Below are 16,851 nucleotides of genomic sequence, written 5' to 3' on the forward strand. Positions count from 1 at the left end.
TTTTCACGCTGTTTTAAAAAATCTAATGATCTCACGAACATGATCGAGAAATTGTCCGTCGGTAGAAAGTTGAGCGATCGCAGCTCTTGCTTCTCTTGCTAAACGTTCGTGTTCTGTTTGATTTGTGGCACGCAATTCTTCTAAGTTGACAGAAATACGAGCTAATTCTTTGCGCGTTTCTTCTGAGTAACGCTGCTGATTTGCTACTATAGAGTAAGAATTTTCCGGGTCTAGTTGTTCCTCTACACGCTTCATCCTTTCTTCTATCCCGTCAAAGCGGTTACGGAGTTCGACTATATCTTGGCGGGGATATTTCCATTCATTACCAATCGAAGTTAAGCGTGTATATAAGTATTCATAAGCACTGATTGCTGGACGTAAAGCTGTTAAAAGTAAAGCCGCACCAGAACCGAAGTATCCAACAGCACTAATACCTTTAATAGCAAGAATATAAAGACCAATAGCTGAAATTAAGTGTAAAGCAATGGCAATTAAGAGCGATCGCTTTGCTAAACTCTTCACATAACTAACTTGTTTTTCATCAACAGGGATTTCTTTTTCTGTGGATTGTTCTGCTTCTGCTAATACTTCTTTAGCTTTGAAATAGACATTCCAAGGTACTGTCACAATCACTAATAACCACCAAAAACTTGCACCCCCAATCACCCAATCTAAAAAGTTGCCAGAAGGTAAATGAAACCATTGGAATATACTAAAAATTAGCAATACGGAAACTACAATTCCAATACTGGAACTGAGAAAAAAGTTGAAATACATTATGCTTTAGCTCCCATGAAGGTTTTTCCATCATGGCTTTGGATTAACACAAAAGCATAAAAGCTTGTGATGGTTTTCAGAGTTACACACAATCTTAGGGATTGGGGAATTGTTGGTATTACCAATTACCAATTACTAATTACTAATTACAGAATTTTATTAATTTGTTCCAAATAAAATTAAGTTACTTTCTGGCTAATATATTGAATTTTTGAATAAAACTAGGGTAATCCGTAGATATTTGCAGAATTACCCTGATTTTAATTGCCAATGAGATAAAAATACTGACACATTTTGGCGTACCCCTCCGTTGCTTGATCGATTGCTTAAGCCTAGCTGCCTTTATGCATTAGTTGTAGGCTTTAAAAATAGCCATGCTACAAAAAATGTAGCTGCTGTAAATAATTGCGTCAGATCTAATGCAGATAGATATCCATCTGCAAAGGAAGCGATACTTCTATCTGTAATACCAAACAACCAAGATGAAATGCCAAACAGCCAAATTCCATTCTTAAGATTGCCAACAAATCCCTTGGATTCAGAAGATTGCTGGTTATTCATGCTTTAATGTCTCCGTTAGTTAAAAAAATGAGCAAAGAATCTGCCTTTTTAGGAAAATTCACTAGTAGCGAACTAAGCTACTAGTCGAATAAATATGCGATTTACATGTACCGATTGTTCCTGCCTACTATTAATTTCTGTATAACTATATTAATAAATATTTTTAGGTCTTGACATAACTGTCCAAAGCTACATTGTGATAAAACCCTGTCAAAAGCAAAAAGTTAAGATGTAAAAGGATTTTCGTCAACACTGATTGAGACAATACATTCCCTCATATAGCACTTCTCACTCGATTGCAATACAGTCGGAACCTCCCCTAAGCGCAAGCGCTTAGCAGGGTGGTTTCATACGAAAAAAGAAAAATATGGAAGTCTGTATTTCTCGTTTTGAAGCATAGATTTTTACCCCTCTCCAAACCTCTCCCCTTAATAAGGCTGCGGTGTACACAGAAGTCTTATAAAGTTGCCTAGTAGCGTTTTGATCCCCCCTAACCCCCCTTAAAAAAGGGGGAACTAGAATCAAAGTCCCCCTTTTTTCTAGCGTAGCGGCGCGCCAGCGCGGGGATTTAGGGGGATCAGAGGATTTATGTGTACACCGCAGCCTTAATAAGGGGAGAGGCTTTAAAAGAAGATTTTAATTTTTCTCTGCTTGTATGAAACCACCCTCCCCTAAGCGCAAGCGCTTAGGGGATTAAGGGGTGGGGTACGTATTGGACACAACCGAGAACTGCTATAGATAAAAATCTTTTCCCCCTTGTCCTCCTTGTCCCCCATCTCTCCCACCACCAAGCCCCGAAAAATAAAACTTTATACTTGAATAAGAAAGAGTAGTTTTCAATAAGGAGGGGAGAGCAATGGCTCCCAATCCCGCCATCATGCAGGCTGTAGAACGGTTGGGTTATCGTGTCACAGTGGGCGATGTGGCAACCCAGGCAGGATTAAATGTTGAAATCGCAAGTGCTGGACTACTAGCACTTGCATCTGAAGCGAATGGACATATGCAAGTTGCGGAATCAGGCGACATTGTTTACCTTTTTCCGCGCAATTTTCGAGATATCTTACGCAACAAATACTTGCGGCTACAGTTACAGGAGTGGTGGAAAAAAGTTTGGAGTGTCCTATTTTATCTAATTCGGATTTCTTTTGGCGTTTTACTGATAGCTTCTATTGCCTTAATTTATATCACTATCCTTGTTATTATTATGTCTGCTAACTCAGATCGTGATAGTGGCGATCGCGGTGGTAATTTTGGCGTAGGCTTTTTCTATTTTCCTGACTTGTTTTGGTATTTCAGTCCCAACTACAATAACTATAACCAAGAACGACGACGGGAACGAAGACAAAGCGATCTGAACTTTTTGGAAGCAATATTTTCGTTTTTGTTTGGTGATGGAAACCCCAACGCGAATTTAGAAAAACGTCGCTGGAAGGGAATTGCGGCGATAATTCGCAATCATAAAAACGCAGTGGTAGCTGAACAAATAGCTCCCTACCTTGATGATATTGGTGAGACATATCAACAAGAGTATGAAGATTATATGCTGCCAGTCTTGACTCGCTTTAATGGTCGCCCAGAAGTAAGTCCAGAAGGACAAATTGTGTACTATTTCCCAGATTTACAAGTTAGTGCCACGAAAAAACGCGATCGCTCAATTTCATCCTACCTTGAAGAGTTACCCTGGCGTTTTAGTGCAGCTTCATCAGGACAAATTCTTCTCAGTGCTGGGTTGGGTGTAGTCAATATTGTTGGTGCTTTAATTCTCGGAAGTTTGTTAAGAGATGGTACAGCAGCAGCTGTCTTAGGCGGACTAGTAGCATTTGCTCAAGGAATTTACTGGCTGCTGTTAGCTTATGGTATCGGCTTTTTGGCAATACCTTTGGTGCGTTATTTCTGGATTCAATGGCGTAATCGTAAAATAACTGAACGCAACCGCACTAGACAAGCACGAGCCAGAGTATTAGCAAGTGCAGATACTCAATTACAACAAAAAATTGACTATGCAGGACAGTTTGCAGCAGAAAAAATTATCGGCCAAGAAGATTTAGTGTACTCCACCGAAACCGACTTGCTAGAACAAGAAGTTGAGCATAGCAAGCAAATTGACGCAGAATGGCAAAAGCGCCTTGAGGAAGGAAGTTAGTAGTTATCAGTTATCAGTTATCAGTTATCAAATTCCACTAGTTACTGTTCACTGATTTTTAATCAGTCCATTGTGAAAAGGGGTTATTGACTAAATTACTGTTGAAATATTTGGGATCTTCTGAAACTTCTTCACCAATCCAAGACGGTAATTCTATTTGTTGTGTTTCTTCGCTGAGTTCGACTTCTGCTAAGATTAGCCCTTTGTTACTACCTTCAAACTCGTCTATTTCCCAAATTAAACCACCATACTCAATTTTGTATCTAATTTTCTCAATGATGGGGCGATCGCACAACTTATCTAGCATTTCCTGAGCATCTTCAATAGGAATTGGGTACTCAAACTCAGATCTGGAATATTTAACACTGGGGCCTTTTATCGTTAAATAACCTTGCTTGCCTACTATACGAACACGTACAGTAGCTTCTTTTTGTGTAGCTATGTATCCCTGACGATATACACTACCCTCAGCTATTTTTCTCCAATTCTCTCCTTTCACTAAAAATTTACGCTCTATTTCTTTCGCCATTCTTACTCCTAAATTTCGCTGATATTGGGTTAAATACTAGAGCAATCCTATATTATTTGTGAGAATCGCAGAGCTTAGATCCCCGACAACTCCTGCGAAGTCGGGGATCTAGTCTGGAGCGAATGATTTAGGAATGCTATATATATTTCATATTTGTTTACATATTGGATTATTTTCTGGAATTATATTTAGCTATCTGGTATTCATAATTGAAGCTTAAGTTTTTTTGAAAATTGTTTAGGTATTACGTTAAAAGTGCATAAATTAATTTAGTTGCACTCAATCATAATTTAAGTAATTTTTGAGAAAAGTTGAAGTGTTCCCAAACATTGACATTAGCAAGAAAAAAGTGTGCTACAAAACCCTACTTTGTAAAGGAGAAATTGTATGTCGAAGAATACGGAGGATGTATTTGTAGATGTTCTAGAAAACAAACCCAAATCAGTAGTTGAAAAATATCTACAAAATCCCTTTTCTATTGCATGGTCAAAATTGGCTACATTAACACAACCTGTCCGTAGCCGCACAGCAGAAGTACAAGAAGATGAGCAATCCGAAGAAGATAGACTAGATTTCATCCAAGATCGATGTTTATACCGTCCCTTCACAGACCGCATCGATCCATCGCTTTACTACGCCATCTTCTTTCCTCACCAAAACTTATAATCGACTTTGACTTGGCACCAAAATCATCGAAAAATAAGGAACTTGGGTGGGATCTACTTCATCGAGAGAGATAATTTTTTGATTTACCATCGTTCCTCTTTCAATGTAACGCGCCCGTGATCCCATTCCTAAGTGATGCAACACATCACGGACTTTCGCAAAATGTCGCCGCAGTTTAATTATTGCTGCTGCATCAGCATTTAACAATTGTGTTTTCAAGATTTCGGCTGTTAGGGTGGCTGGTAAGACACTAAAAACATCATTGCGATAACTCAGGGGAACTGTCAATGCAGAAGCACACCCCATTGGCGAGGAAACTCCTGGTACAACTTCTGTTTCAAACTGTTCAGAGAGTCGTGTAAATACATACATGAAAGAGCCGTAAAATAACGGGTCGCCTTCACACAAAACCGCCACATCCCGTCCAGCTGCTAGATGTTCGGCAATGGGGATAACAACTTGGTCGTAAGTTGGTTGTGCTTCGTAGGGGTCAAGGGCGCGAGGGAGATGATACTCCACCTCAATTTGATTCCCAGGGAGATGTTCAGCTACAATACCCCTAGCAACACTTTCTTTATCTTCTGCTGATTGATAGGCAACCACTGGACAAGATCTTAATAGGCGCAATGCCTTAAGAGTCAATAGTTCTGGATCTCCAGGGCCAACACCGACACCATAAAGACGACCTTTCATTATTCTTTCTCCGTTGCTAAGGCATTAACTGCGGCGGCTGCGATCGCACTTCCTCCTCGACGTCCGTTTAATGTCATAAATGGCACACCACGGCTATCGGCTGCCAGTGCTATCTTGGACTCTGCGGCCCCTACAAATCCAACCGGAAAACCCAGAATCAACGCGGGTTTGGGTGCGCCTTCATCCAGCATTTCCAGTAGTCGAAATAAAACAGTAGGTGCATTACCAATCGCGACTACAGATCCTTTTAGGTGCGATCGCCACAATTCTAAAGCCGCAGCAGAACGAGTATTTTCCAGTTTTTGGGCAAGTTCTGGTACATCGGGATGATTCAGAGTACAAATCACCGCATTATCTGCTGGTAGGCGCTTACGGGTAATTCCTTCAGCTACCATGCGACAATCACACAAAATCGGTGCGCCTGCTGCTATTGCTGTACGCCCAGATCTGACAGCAGTAGACGAAGCGACTAAATCATCTATAATATCAGTCATCCCGCAAGCGTGAATTAGACGCACTGCAACCTTAGCCACATCAGGCGTCAGCACAGATAAATTTGCTTCAGCACGAATTATGGCAAAGGATTTGCGATATATTTCATTCCCATCTCGAATATAGTCAATGGTCATTCGATTTTAGATTTTGGATTTTAGATTTTAGATTGTCTTGTCCCACATGTCCCCCTTGGGGAGCATCCCCTCCTCAACCATCTCTTGCAACTCTGCAATAGTGTATCGGTTGGCGAATTCTCCTAGTGATTCGTGGCGAGTTAGACGTTTTGCGATGTAAACTTGGAGAGTTTTTTCTATCAATGAGGGTAATTCTGCAAAAGCCACACGCTGATAAAGTTCTCGCCCGAATTTGCTGTCATTGTCACTATCTCCAACATATACGTGATATTTTTCTTCACTGACACCCAACAGAGTGATATCGCTGTTGTTGTGTTGAGCGCAAGATTTTGGACATCCTGTAAAGTGAATATTGACAGGTTGATTTATAGTGATGCGTTGATCCAAATACTCAGCTAACTTTAAGGCATGATTTTTGGTATCTGTCGTTGAGGATGCACATCCTGTACTACCAGCACACGCAACAAAAGCGCTGTGTATTTTGGTTGGCGACCAATGCAAATGTAAGTTTTCTATTTTGCTCTTGAATTCGTGAATATACTGATCAGGAAGATCTGTTAATAGAAGATTTTGCCAGGGTGTGAGCCTTAGTGTACCACTGCCGTAACCTTGGGCGATATCTGCTAAACCGTGCATTTGCCATGTTTCTAATTTACCGAGTGGTAGTACAACACCAATGTAGGAAAGTTCTTGTTGTCTTTGGGGATGAACACCAAGGTGGAGATGACGAGTTAGATATGGTTCTGTGAATGGAGAGGTGGGGATATTGGGAAGTTTTTGCAAGGAGTAAGGAAGATGACTTTCTACTTCTTGGAAAAATCTTTCTCTACCCAAGTTGTGTAGAACTTCAAATAAACGAAGTTTACGGGATTTGCGATAGGGTGTGATGTTTTGTTGCTCTAATGCAGAATACTGCAAATAGACTTTGGCGATCGCACCTACTACGTCTACACATGCTTGGGGTTGCAGTAATATGCCTGTATTTAGAAATGATTCACCTAAATTCAGTTTCAGGTGAAAGTATATCTGTGTACTGATTTCAACAGCACTGAAGATAATATCGTTGGGGCGATCGCACACCTTTAGCGTACCTCCACCGTCAACTGTAATGCTAAATTTTGGTGAGAGGGGCGCAAGTTCAGCATGGGTGGTGATGTAATGATCTAATGCGCGAATGAGCGATCGCGTATCAATCAATTCTTCTGAATCAATACCTGCTGTTGGGCTACCCATAATATTACGCAGATGATCAACACCCACAATTGGCGAAGCTAAACCAATTTCTCGCAGTTGATGTAAAACTTCAGGATTTATTTCTGTGTGAACTTCGCGAATTTGGAAGTTAGCACGATTAGTAATATTGACATAACCTGCGGCAAATTTATCAGCTAAATCAGCGACAAATCGAAATTGTCCAGTAGTGACTATCCCTCCAGGGATACGGATACGTGATAGGGTACCATCTCGCGCGGACGTACTGTAAAAAATACCAGGACAAGGGACAGAAATTGACGATAAATACACCTCTAAGGCTCCTTCCCTGTGCGACGCAGGGAGCAGAGAAACAATGCGTCTTGACGACACTCTTAGAAGTTGGCGTTCTGACTAACCGAATTGGTTGTTGGTTAGTAGTTTTTTTACTAACTACTGTACGGCCGTTCGCCCGTACTCTAGGAGAAGTCGCGCAGAGCGCGTCTACACCCCTACTCACAATTCCCAATCAGATTACAGCTGCGGCACAGTACCGGGATCTCACCGGACTTTCCCAACTCTAAGTTTGAGTAGTCTAGCATGAGTTTGTGCCTCATGGGAGCATCCCAATTTTTTGAATATACCGCGCTTGGGTTTTAACCTTAGCTTAATAGCACAAGTCGTCTTCATAGGACTCAAATAAATCAAGTAGTCTGCTTTAAGCAGATTTGAGCAGGTTTTTTGAACATTTGGGATGCTCCCGTGCCTCATAAAGATAAAATCAAAACTGAGGTTAATATTCTTTAATTCCTTCAATTGTTTTGAGAAAATTTCATCAAGCTTTCTTGATATATTTAGCATTAAGCTCAGTAAAAATACTGTGTTTTTTTAGTGTTAGTACGTATACAAATAAAGAGAGATATACAGTAAGAGCGTTAGCCTGAAAACCAAGGAGGTGCATAGAACTAAGGTTTTACACTTAGTTTTTATTACCTCCTTATTCTTTCTTTTTATGTAAAAAATAATCTAACATATATTTTGCTTACATGATCATAAACATGCTGTACTTAGCAAATTTTCTGTAGGGACGCACAAAGTGTGCGTCCCTTAACTTTATTTCACCCGTCCCCGGAAGCGGATCAAACCATAGGAATCAGTGGGTGTACCGGGAGCGATCGCATTAGCTAAATCTCCTAAGTTTACAACTATTGCACCGTTGGTATTGGCACCACCACAGTCAACAGTGGGATAAACAGTTTTTGGATCTTCGCCTGGAGGAAAGTATTGAGCAATATCTCCATCTTTGATATTGCTAAGAGATTCGGTATTAGCGTTATACTGCCAGAGAATTCCCCGATCAGTGTTTTGTAAGCCAGTGCTGTTTTTGGTGGGGAAACTGTTAAAGGCGGTGGGAATAAAGCTGACATTATTGGGAACGCGATCGCACATCAAAACTTTGGGTGCAGTTGCATCACCTGCGGAGAGGAAGTAAATAGTGTATTCTATTTCATCATTAGGACGAACCGCACCACCGTTGATGAGACCTTGTAAGTAATTACTCGACCAATTAGGGTTGTTATCATCGGTATCGCGAGGTGCTGGTACATAGTTAGGAGAATTGCTATTATTTACACCGTCGATGAGGTTAGTAAAAGATGACCCATTAATGGCAGTAATGCGTTTGACTAACAATATGTTGGGATTGCTAGCAACAGGTGAGTCAAAGCCAAAGTTTTGATTATTAACAGAACTACCGGAAACAGTTACAGCTAAGTCATTGGGTGTACCCAAGGTATAACCAGCAGGAATATCTGTATCTGTGGTATCTACCTGGATTTTGTAATTACCGTTAACAACACCAGTGAAGGTGTAAGTACCATTCGCATCGGTGGTGGTAGTTTTGATGGGGTTATTATTGCTATCTAGTAATTTGACAGTAATATTTGCTGGTAATTTCGGTTCAGTTGCGTCTAAATCATTGCCACCGTCAGTATCTTCGTAGAGAGTACCGGATATATTGTAAGTGGGTGGGTCGAAGCCGAAGTCTTTATTTGTGACTGGACTACCGGAAACAGTTACAGCTAAGTCATTGGGTGTACCCAAGGTATAACCAGCAGGAATATCTGTATCTGTGGTATCTACCTGGATTTTGTAATTACCGTTAACAACACCAGTGAAGGTGTAAGTACCATCGTTCTGTGTCAGGGTTGTTTTGATAACGCTGTTGTTGCTATCAAGTAGTTTTAGAGTAATATTTGCTGGTAATTTCGGTTCAGTTGCACCTAAATTATTATCGCTGTTGCTATCTTCGTAGAGCGTACCGGAGATAGTGGTACTTACTAAAAGTGTAGAATTAGCAGCATTAGCGTTGTCACCAACGAAAGTCTTCAAAGCTCCAGCTGCAATACTATTTATATAAGTACCTGCACTACTAGCTGTGACATTCACAGAAACGGTGCAACCACCAGCTGGAATTTTGAACCCATTATTTAGGCTGATAGAACTACTTCCTGCTGTTGCAGTGACTGTATTTCCAGAAATACTTGTACAGGTACCACTTAACCCATTAGGGTTGCTAACTGTTAACCCAGATTGAAAGTTATCGGTTAATGTTTGTATTAGATAAATAGGAACCGAGTTACTATTACCCAGAGTCAACGTCAGAGTACTAGTCGCAGGTATACCTGTTACAGTGCTTGGGCTAAATGTCTTAGCAATAGTAGGCAAATCCGGTGCTGGAGAACCACAAGCAGCCAAGTCGTTTGTTCCGACAGCATTAGTTAGTAGAGTTCCTGCTTTGGTAGCGAAGTCCAATTCATAAGTTCCGTTATTAGTACTGATATAGAATTTACCTGTAGATGGGTCAATCGCCAGACCATTAACCGCAGCACCACTAACTCCTGTAATAACATTGTTTCCATTGACTGGTGTTGCTATAGCTGTAGTACCAGTAATAGCAATTGAATAAAGCTGAGAAGTGTAGCTGCCGGCATTGCTACTAGTGTCACCAACCGCATAAAGAACGCCGTCAGTGCCGATCGCAATATCTCCGTTAGTAGTTCTGCTGGTACTATCATTATTTCCGGGAATACCACTAATATTTATCGTGGAGCCTACCTGGCTACCTGTAGCGGGATTGACTTCAATTAATGTTTTGTTTGAGTAATAAACATATAATTTGCCACTGGGATCAAACGTAGCACCAATAATAGTTGTTGTGGTACCAGGAAGAGTTCCTGTTAGAGTGGTTTGACTGCCTGTATTTGGATTGTAAACAACTGTTTTGCCTGTAACCCGATTCACAAAAAATAGATTACCAGTTGATGGTTGGGTGGCGATCGCATTAATGTTGCCACCACCATCATAAGTGGCGATGTTTACATAACTTTTTGTGATTGAGTTGTAGTAACCAATTACACTTTGACTGCTTGTAGGCACACCAGACCTGCTAGAATATACACCTGCACAGGCACTAGCCCAACTGCGTTCAGGATTAAAAGTAACACCAATTCCAACGCTAGCGCTAATAGTTAGCAAGGAAGTAGATAAGGGAATTATACTTGGAAGGCTTTTCCAAGCAGGTTTATTGATCGCTCTTAAATACTTAAATAAAAATTTCATTGCTCAACTTCGGAATAATGTATTAGCAAAATGTAGAGACGCGATATATCGCGTCTCTACATCCATAAATTTGCGGGGTTATTCTTGTCTTCATCCCATTTAATGGGATTATTAATCATGTATTCCCGAATCCGGTCTAAAGAACCATCAGCACGAATAATATGGTCGTAGAATCGTGATTGCCAAGCGAAATGGTCATGATCATTTTCCCGACACCACCGGGTGACAGCAGATTTGTATGATCGTGCGATCGCACCTAACGAACCTGGTTTAGGGGATATGTCAGACATGAATTGAGGTTCGATGATATCGCATGGCACATCATATTGTGTAGAGACGTTGCAGTGCAACGTCTCTACATTATTGTGGGGACGGTCGATAACAACAATGCCGTGTACGTGATTGGGCATAATGACGTAGGCATCAATGTAGGTATCATCAAAATGATTGGGAATGTCTGTCCAGAATCTTTGGGCAATTTCCCCAATTACTGATAAATGCACCTGATCTGAAACCACGTTACCGAAATAATGGTTAAGATTTTTGGTACAAATGGTAATGAAATACGAACCGTTGGCGGCATAGTTGCGATTTGGCAAACGGGTCGATTCGATTCTGTATTTACCCTGTAATTTTGGTTGCGTCATGGTTCCAATTCCAAATCCGTTACCCCGATGTGTGGTAGAGACGTAGCAATGCTACGTCTCTACATTTGATGGGAAATTTCATATCTCGGTTTTTTGCACCCCCGTTGTCGCCTTCTTCAATTTCTCCACCAAGGTCTTAGTAGATTCTTGTTGCTGGCGTGGTGGAATTTTTTGCAATCCAAAACCATCAAATAATTCGTTCAACTTCATTGTCAAACCCAGATACAGCCCACCTGCGGAACGAGTTCCGGAAAAATCACGGTCATCAACTTTACCAAAGGAATAACCAGCAGACAGGCGTAAATTCGGTGTGAGATAATAACCTGCTTCGACGACAAAACCTGTTTCTGTGTAATCACTTTGACTAATCAACCGCGCTTCACCGACTAAATCCATGCTGTATCCCAAGCGATAGGTTGACCGTAATTGTGCTAAGTTAACTGTGCTAGTTCCAACTAAATCTTCTGCTAAATATGAAGTACTATTACGTAGGGCATACTTACCATAAAATTCCCATTGCCAATTCGGGGCGTAGATAGCTTCCACAGCAAAGGTATGGTCTTCGGAACCTGTACCACTTCCCAACAAAACAGTGTCAGGAATCACGGCGGGATTTTTGCGATATTCATACCGCAGCAAGGCGTTAAATTTATCGTTTTTGGAGTCACGATAGGCTAAACCAACTTTCAGGCTGGCTGTATCCCCCAATCCTGTTAGTTTTTGATTGGAAGAATTTGCCTGTTGATAACGTACTAAGGCGGTAAGCTCAGGTGATATTTTACCTGTCGCACCTGCGGTAATTACGGCATTGGAACCACTAGAAGAACTGCGATACTCGAAACGGGCGCTGGCTTGAAATTTCGGGTTATCGGTATATTCCAAACCGATACTATAGCTATCACCACTACCAACCCCTAATGAGTAACCACTTTGACCAACAGCAAAGGGTTGGGGAAATTGTTGTCCGGTTGCAGTACGTCCGAAGAAGTTGCCAAATATGTGTTCGTAAGCAAGATTGAGTTTTAAGCCAGGGGCGATCGTCCAACGGTTATTTAATCCAATCGCTCCTTGAGTAGTTAGTTCATTGGCTCCACCGAAAATTGTGTAACGACCACTGATAGTGGTATCTGTACCAAGTTTATGTTGACCGTTGACACTCAAGCTGGTGATGGAGTTATTGTCATATTGACCGCGAGTGAAAAACTGTTGCGCCAAGTTGACGTTCACACCAGGTAAAACAGCCCAATTCAAGCCAAAACCTGTTCGATCTGGATAAACAGCATCAGTTTCTGAAGATAAAGTCAGTTCATTGAGTGCTTGGAAAGTGAGAGTTTTGGTAATTGGGATTTGGAGTTGCGATCGCAATTGGTCGGAATTTGTAGAGACGTTGCATTGCAACGTCTCTACACACAAACGGTCTTCTCTGTCGCGATGTATCCAGTCCACATCTAAGGTAGCTTTACCAAAACGCTGTTGAATACCCGCAGAAATTGTTGTCAAAGAATTATCAACTTTGCTCCCAGGAACAGCTTCTGTGCGCGGTGCAAATAACTCCTCAAAAGTATCTAGCGGTTGGGGTGCAGTCCCAAAATTATCTTCGTGGTCGTATTGGAACCGTAAATTAGTCGTAGGCGAAATTTTTCCTGTCAATTGCGCCCCGTAGCGAGTTTGACCAGGAACAAAGCTAGTTGTAGCGTCGTTAGCAAAACCTGCATCTGTGGAACGGTAGTAAGTGCGTCCTCGTAAACCAGGGAAAATATCTCCCTCAGCTTCAATCCGGTACGCTGAACCACTTACCTTTGTTGAGATATCAGAACTATTTGTAGAACGCGCGTATTCTGCGATTAATTTACCTCTTGAACCCAAAGCAATCTGTGCATCTGCACCGTAGAGTTCAAAGTCACGCATTCCCTGATCTTGTTGGAAGTAAGTTGTTCCGATCCAACTTTCTTGATTGAGGGTGCGGTCAAAATTGTATTGCAAGCGACCAGCGTAAATATTACTATCGGAACCACTTCCTTTGTATTGATAAGTAACGACAATACGCCGGACTAAAACCTGTCCATTCTCATCTAGGTCAGTACGTTGAATTGGTTCTCGAAATAAGATAGTACCGCGATCATAGTCAATTTCGTAATCAGAACCGCGATTGAGTTGTTTACGTTCCAGTACAGTACCAGGACGGTTCAGTTCTTCCGACTCGATCGCGATATTTTCACTACCTGGAACTAATAATCTGCGCGAGAGGAAGTAGTAACCACTCGTACCATCAGGAGCAATGGTATCACGTTGAAAGGCTTCAACGTTGTTAGCATATAAACCAGTGAATTGTAAATTTCCCAGGCTATAGTTAGCTTTGAAGCCATGCAATTGACGTGTGACTGAAGTAAATTGCTGAGATGAGCGGGCAAATTCCTGAGTGGTGTAGTCACCCCACATGAAATAATCGGGGTCAGCACCAGGTATTTTGGGCGATCGCTCTAACCGTGCATAGACGCTATCAGTAGAAGGAGTAATTACTTCTGTTTTAGAACTGTCACCGTAGACAGGATAGTTTTGGTCGTTGAATTGGAAACTACGAAACACTCTGTTGTCACAGTTGCAATCTTCATTCAGATTACGAAAACTGTTGTAAGCACCAGTAAATAACCATTCTCCAATCGCCCCAGTCGCAAATACTGACGAACGCACATTTAATTGAGTGCTATTGTCTTTGCTAGGAGGAAGAAAATCGCGAAAACTGCTGTAGTAATCTGTACCCCTCGCACCCAAACGTATATCTACTACCCCAGTTAGCAAACTCGGACGTAAAGCTGTTTCAAATTGCAGTTGCGTATAGGCTTCTAAATCATTGGCGATCGCTCGAATTCTGATAGTTTGAGCATTCAAACTTGATTTGAGAGTAGCGCTAAATTCTCCTTTGTTTGCCTGTACTTGGAATCCGGGTTCATCAGGTTTAAAATCTTTACCAACAAACTCACCAGCAGTGGGTATGAGAGTTACAACTCCATCGCGGTTGGAGCGATTTCCATTTTCATCTCGGAGTTCCCCTTTCACAGTCGCTGTGGAACGTCCATCCGCCGGAATTCGAGTTTCGACGGTTTCTAACTTCAATGCTGTATTCCAAGTTATCCGCAGTTGCAGGGCCTGTTACACGTGCCAAGTTGGGAACACGGAATTTGGTGGGGTCGTTACCAACATTAGTCACTGTGTAGTTATAGTACAGGGTATCACCAACAGAAATAGGTGTTGCTGATGTACTATCTGTAATACCAGAGGCTGTGACAGTTATACCAGCGACCTCTGCTACAGTCACAGTTACTGTATTGGAAGTACTATTAATTGTTGTACCTGGATTATTTGGATCTTCGTAGGTTGCAGTTGCCGTGTTACTAATTGATTGACCAGCTGTTGTACCTTCTGCTAACACAGGCGCAATAAATTGAAAAATACCATTGGCAAGCAATGCCGTTACTACCAAAGAACGATACACTCTTGGTGCTTTCTTGACAAAATGATTAATCTGTGGCATATTATCTGCTGCTTAATTTACATTCAAAATTAATCCTGTGTAAAAACACAGGATTTTTTCCAAAATTTCCTATCGTTGGGTAACAAACCCGCAGATTAAGTTGATAATTCAGGTTCAACCCAAGACAAAAGTCTATCTCACGAGAGATTATTGGCGGGTTGAAGTCATGTTAAACACAGTAGCTTTTGACACAAAATTACACCAACAGTAAAAACAATGAGATTTGATTTTTTGTGTACTTCATCGTTGAAAAACTTTTAGTAAGTATTTACCACAAATAAATATATTTCAAGAGTAATAAATTAGAACAAATCTCAGTGTTTTTTACAGTAGAAAAGTATTAAAATTAGTGCTTTATCTGAGGATTTTTGTATTTTATTAATCCCGATAAAAATTGTCGGGTATGTTTGACTGGTATTTTTACTCGTGATAGCATCAAGCGACAGTTGAGGCACATCCAGGGAGAAGCTAGTTTATGACTCAGGCAATTGACACCCAAAAAGTAACCACCGCTTTCAAAGCTTTGAAATGTAAAGAATGTGGTGCGGAATACGAACTCAAAGCCAGTCATGTGTGTGAATTTTGCTTTGGGCCTTTAGAAGTAGGTTACGACTACAGCACCCTTCGTCAAACTGTTACCCGCAAATCAATTCAAGCGGGGCCAAATTCGATGTGGCGCTATCGCAAGTTTTTGCCTGTGGCTAGCGAAAATCCGATTGATGTCGGAACTGGTATGACTCCCTTGGTGCGTTCCCAACGCTTGGCACGTCGCTTGGGTTTGAATAAGCTTTACATTAAAAATGATGCTGTGAATATGCCTACCCTCAGTTTCAAAGATAGGGTGGTATCAGTTGCTTTGACACGGGCGCGAGAGTTGGGTTTTACGACTGTTTCTTGTGCTAGCACTGGTAATTTGGCAAATTCTACTGCTGCGATCGCAGCTCATGCTGGTTTAGATTGTTGTGTCTTCATCCCCTCTGACCTGGAAGCTGGTAAAATTTTGGGTAGTCTCATCTACAGCCCTACCTTAATGGCTGTTAAAGGTAATTATGACCAAGTCAACCGTCTCTGTTCGGAGGTTGCCAATACACACGGTTGGGGTTTTGTCAATATAAATTTGCGTCCTTACTACTCTGAAGGCTCCAAAACTCTAGGCTTTGAAGTTGCAGAACAATTAGGATGGGAACTACCTGACCACATTGTCGCACCTCTGGCTTCAGGTTCCCTGTTTACAAAAATCTATAAGGGCTTCAACGAATTTGTAGAAGTTGGTTTAGTAGAAGGTAAGCTAGTTAAATTCAGTGGCGCTCAAGCCGAAGGTTGTTCACCCATTGCTCAAGCTTTTAAAGAAGATCGCGATTTTATTCAGCCAGTGAAACCAAATACAATTGCTAAATCGATCGCAATCGGCAATCCAGCAGATGGTATTTACGCTGTCGAAATTGCTAAGAAAACAGGTGGTAGCATTGAATCTGTAACTGATGCTGAGATTATAGAAGGCATCAAGTTACTAGCGGAAACTGAAGGTATTTTTACCGAAACCGCCGGTGGTACAACCATTGCTGTACTCAAAAAATTAGTGGAAGCTGGCAAAATTGATCCAGATGAAACCACCGTAGTATACATCACTGGGAATGGTTTAAAAACCCAAGAAGCAGTGCAAGGCTACATTGGTGAACCTCTAACAATAGAAGCGAAGCTCGATAGTTTTGAACAAGCTCTTGAGCGTTCACATACACTTGAACGTCTAGAATGGCAACAAGTTCTTGTTTAAGAAAAAGTTAGTGGTTAGTGGTTAGTGGTTAAGAACTAACAACTAACAACTAACAACTAACAACTAACAACTAACAACTAACAACTAA

General features: G+C 41.3%; 13 protein-coding genes and 1 pseudogene. 4 read left to right on the forward strand and 10 right to left on the reverse strand.

Features of this window, described 5'->3' with window-relative positions:
- Positions 1 to 3: 3 nt before the first annotated feature.
- Together AC5JMK_RS12980 and AC5JMK_RS12985 are read right to left on the reverse strand one after the other, a co-directional pair.
- Complete coding sequence (locus tag AC5JMK_RS12980) at positions 4 to 777, reverse strand: hypothetical protein (protein ID WP_096673369.1); 774 nt, start codon at positions 775 to 777, stop codon at positions 4 to 6.
- A 342-nt stretch (positions 778 to 1,119) separates the two neighbouring features.
- Positions 1,120 to 1,338: a hypothetical protein gene (locus tag AC5JMK_RS12985; RefSeq protein WP_096673367.1), complete on the reverse strand. Its 219-nt coding sequence runs from the start codon at positions 1,336 to 1,338 to the stop codon at positions 1,120 to 1,122.
- An 856-nt stretch (positions 1,339 to 2,194) separates the two neighbouring features.
- Between AC5JMK_RS12985 and AC5JMK_RS12990 the strand changes: the two genes are divergently transcribed.
- Positions 2,195 to 3,481: a hypothetical protein gene (locus AC5JMK_RS12990; protein ID WP_096673365.1), complete on the forward strand. Its 1,287-nt coding sequence runs from the start codon at positions 2,195 to 2,197 to the stop codon at positions 3,479 to 3,481.
- A gap of 58 nt (positions 3,482 to 3,539) precedes the next feature.
- Here AC5JMK_RS12990 and AC5JMK_RS12995 read toward each other — a convergent pair whose 3' ends face one another.
- The gene (locus AC5JMK_RS12995; protein ID WP_096673363.1) at positions 3,540 to 4,010 is read right to left on the reverse strand and encodes a CYTH domain-containing protein; all 471 of its coding nucleotides are present in this window, start codon (positions 4,008 to 4,010) and stop codon (positions 3,540 to 3,542) included.
- A 387-nt stretch (positions 4,011 to 4,397) separates the two neighbouring features.
- Here AC5JMK_RS12995 and AC5JMK_RS13000 point away from each other — a divergent pair, with 387 nt between their 5' ends.
- Positions 4,398 to 4,676 carry a hypothetical protein gene (locus AC5JMK_RS13000; protein ID WP_096673361.1) on the forward strand — a complete coding sequence of 93 codons (279 nt, stop codon included), beginning with the start codon at positions 4,398 to 4,400 and terminating at the stop codon, positions 4,674 to 4,676.
- On the opposite strand, the gene AC5JMK_RS13005 is transcribed toward AC5JMK_RS13000, so the two are convergent.
- Genes AC5JMK_RS13005 through cobG form a run of 3 tightly spaced genes read right to left on the reverse strand, consistent with a single transcriptional unit; the run spans position 4,671 to position 7,522 of the window.
- On the reverse strand, positions 4,671 to 5,369 hold the full coding sequence (locus AC5JMK_RS13005; protein ID WP_096673359.1) for a precorrin-2 C(20)-methyltransferase: 699 nt from the start codon (positions 5,367 to 5,369) through the stop codon (positions 4,671 to 4,673). The genes AC5JMK_RS13000 and AC5JMK_RS13005 overlap by 6 nt on opposite strands.
- Entirely contained in the window at positions 5,369 to 5,998 is a 630-nt protein-coding gene (locus tag AC5JMK_RS13010) for a precorrin-8X methylmutase (RefSeq protein ID WP_495910272.1), read from the reverse strand. Before AC5JMK_RS13010 ends, AC5JMK_RS13005 begins: the two co-directional genes overlap by 1 nt.
- A gap of 27 nt (positions 5,999 to 6,025) precedes the next feature.
- Positions 6,026 to 7,522: a precorrin-3B synthase gene (cobG, locus tag AC5JMK_RS13015; RefSeq protein WP_495910273.1), complete on the reverse strand. Its 1,497-nt coding sequence runs from the start codon at positions 7,520 to 7,522 to the stop codon at positions 6,026 to 6,028.
- On the opposite strand from cobG, the gene AC5JMK_RS13020 reads away from it, so the two are divergent.
- Positions 7,507 to 7,773 carry a hypothetical protein gene (locus tag AC5JMK_RS13020; protein ID WP_495910274.1) on the forward strand — a complete coding sequence of 89 codons (267 nt, stop codon included), beginning with the start codon at positions 7,507 to 7,509 and terminating at the stop codon, positions 7,771 to 7,773. The genes cobG and AC5JMK_RS13020 overlap by 16 nt on opposite strands.
- 529 nt (positions 7,774 to 8,302) lie before the next feature.
- Here the strand turns inward: AC5JMK_RS13020 and AC5JMK_RS13025 are convergent.
- From AC5JMK_RS13025 to AC5JMK_RS13040, 4 genes and pseudogenes are all read right to left on the reverse strand, one after another.
- Complete coding sequence (locus tag AC5JMK_RS13025) at positions 8,303 to 10,810, reverse strand: DUF7933 domain-containing protein (RefSeq protein WP_495910275.1); 2,508 nt, start codon at positions 10,808 to 10,810, stop codon at positions 8,303 to 8,305.
- A 56-nt stretch (positions 10,811 to 10,866) separates the two neighbouring features.
- Positions 10,867 to 11,457 carry a transposase gene (locus AC5JMK_RS13030; protein ID WP_495910276.1) on the reverse strand — a complete coding sequence of 197 codons (591 nt, stop codon included), beginning with the start codon at positions 11,455 to 11,457 and terminating at the stop codon, positions 10,867 to 10,869.
- Between the two features lie 78 nt (positions 11,458 to 11,535).
- Complete coding sequence (locus AC5JMK_RS13035; RefSeq protein WP_495910277.1) at positions 11,536 to 14,571, reverse strand: TonB-dependent receptor; 3,036 nt, start codon at positions 14,569 to 14,571, stop codon at positions 11,536 to 11,538.
- A pseudogene (locus AC5JMK_RS13040) lies at positions 14,567 to 14,989 on the reverse strand (hypothetical protein); the annotation flags it as partial. The pseudogene AC5JMK_RS13040 and the gene AC5JMK_RS13035, both read right to left, overlap by 5 nt.
- A 475-nt stretch (positions 14,990 to 15,464) precedes the next feature.
- On the opposite strand from AC5JMK_RS13040, the gene thrC reads away from it, so the two are divergent.
- Entirely contained in the window at positions 15,465 to 16,763 is a 1,299-nt protein-coding gene (gene thrC, locus AC5JMK_RS13045) for a threonine synthase (protein WP_096673339.1), read from the forward strand.
- The last annotated feature ends 88 nt before the right edge of the window (positions 16,764 to 16,851 follow it).

It is taken from the genome of Pelatocladus sp. (genome assembly GCF_059505505.1).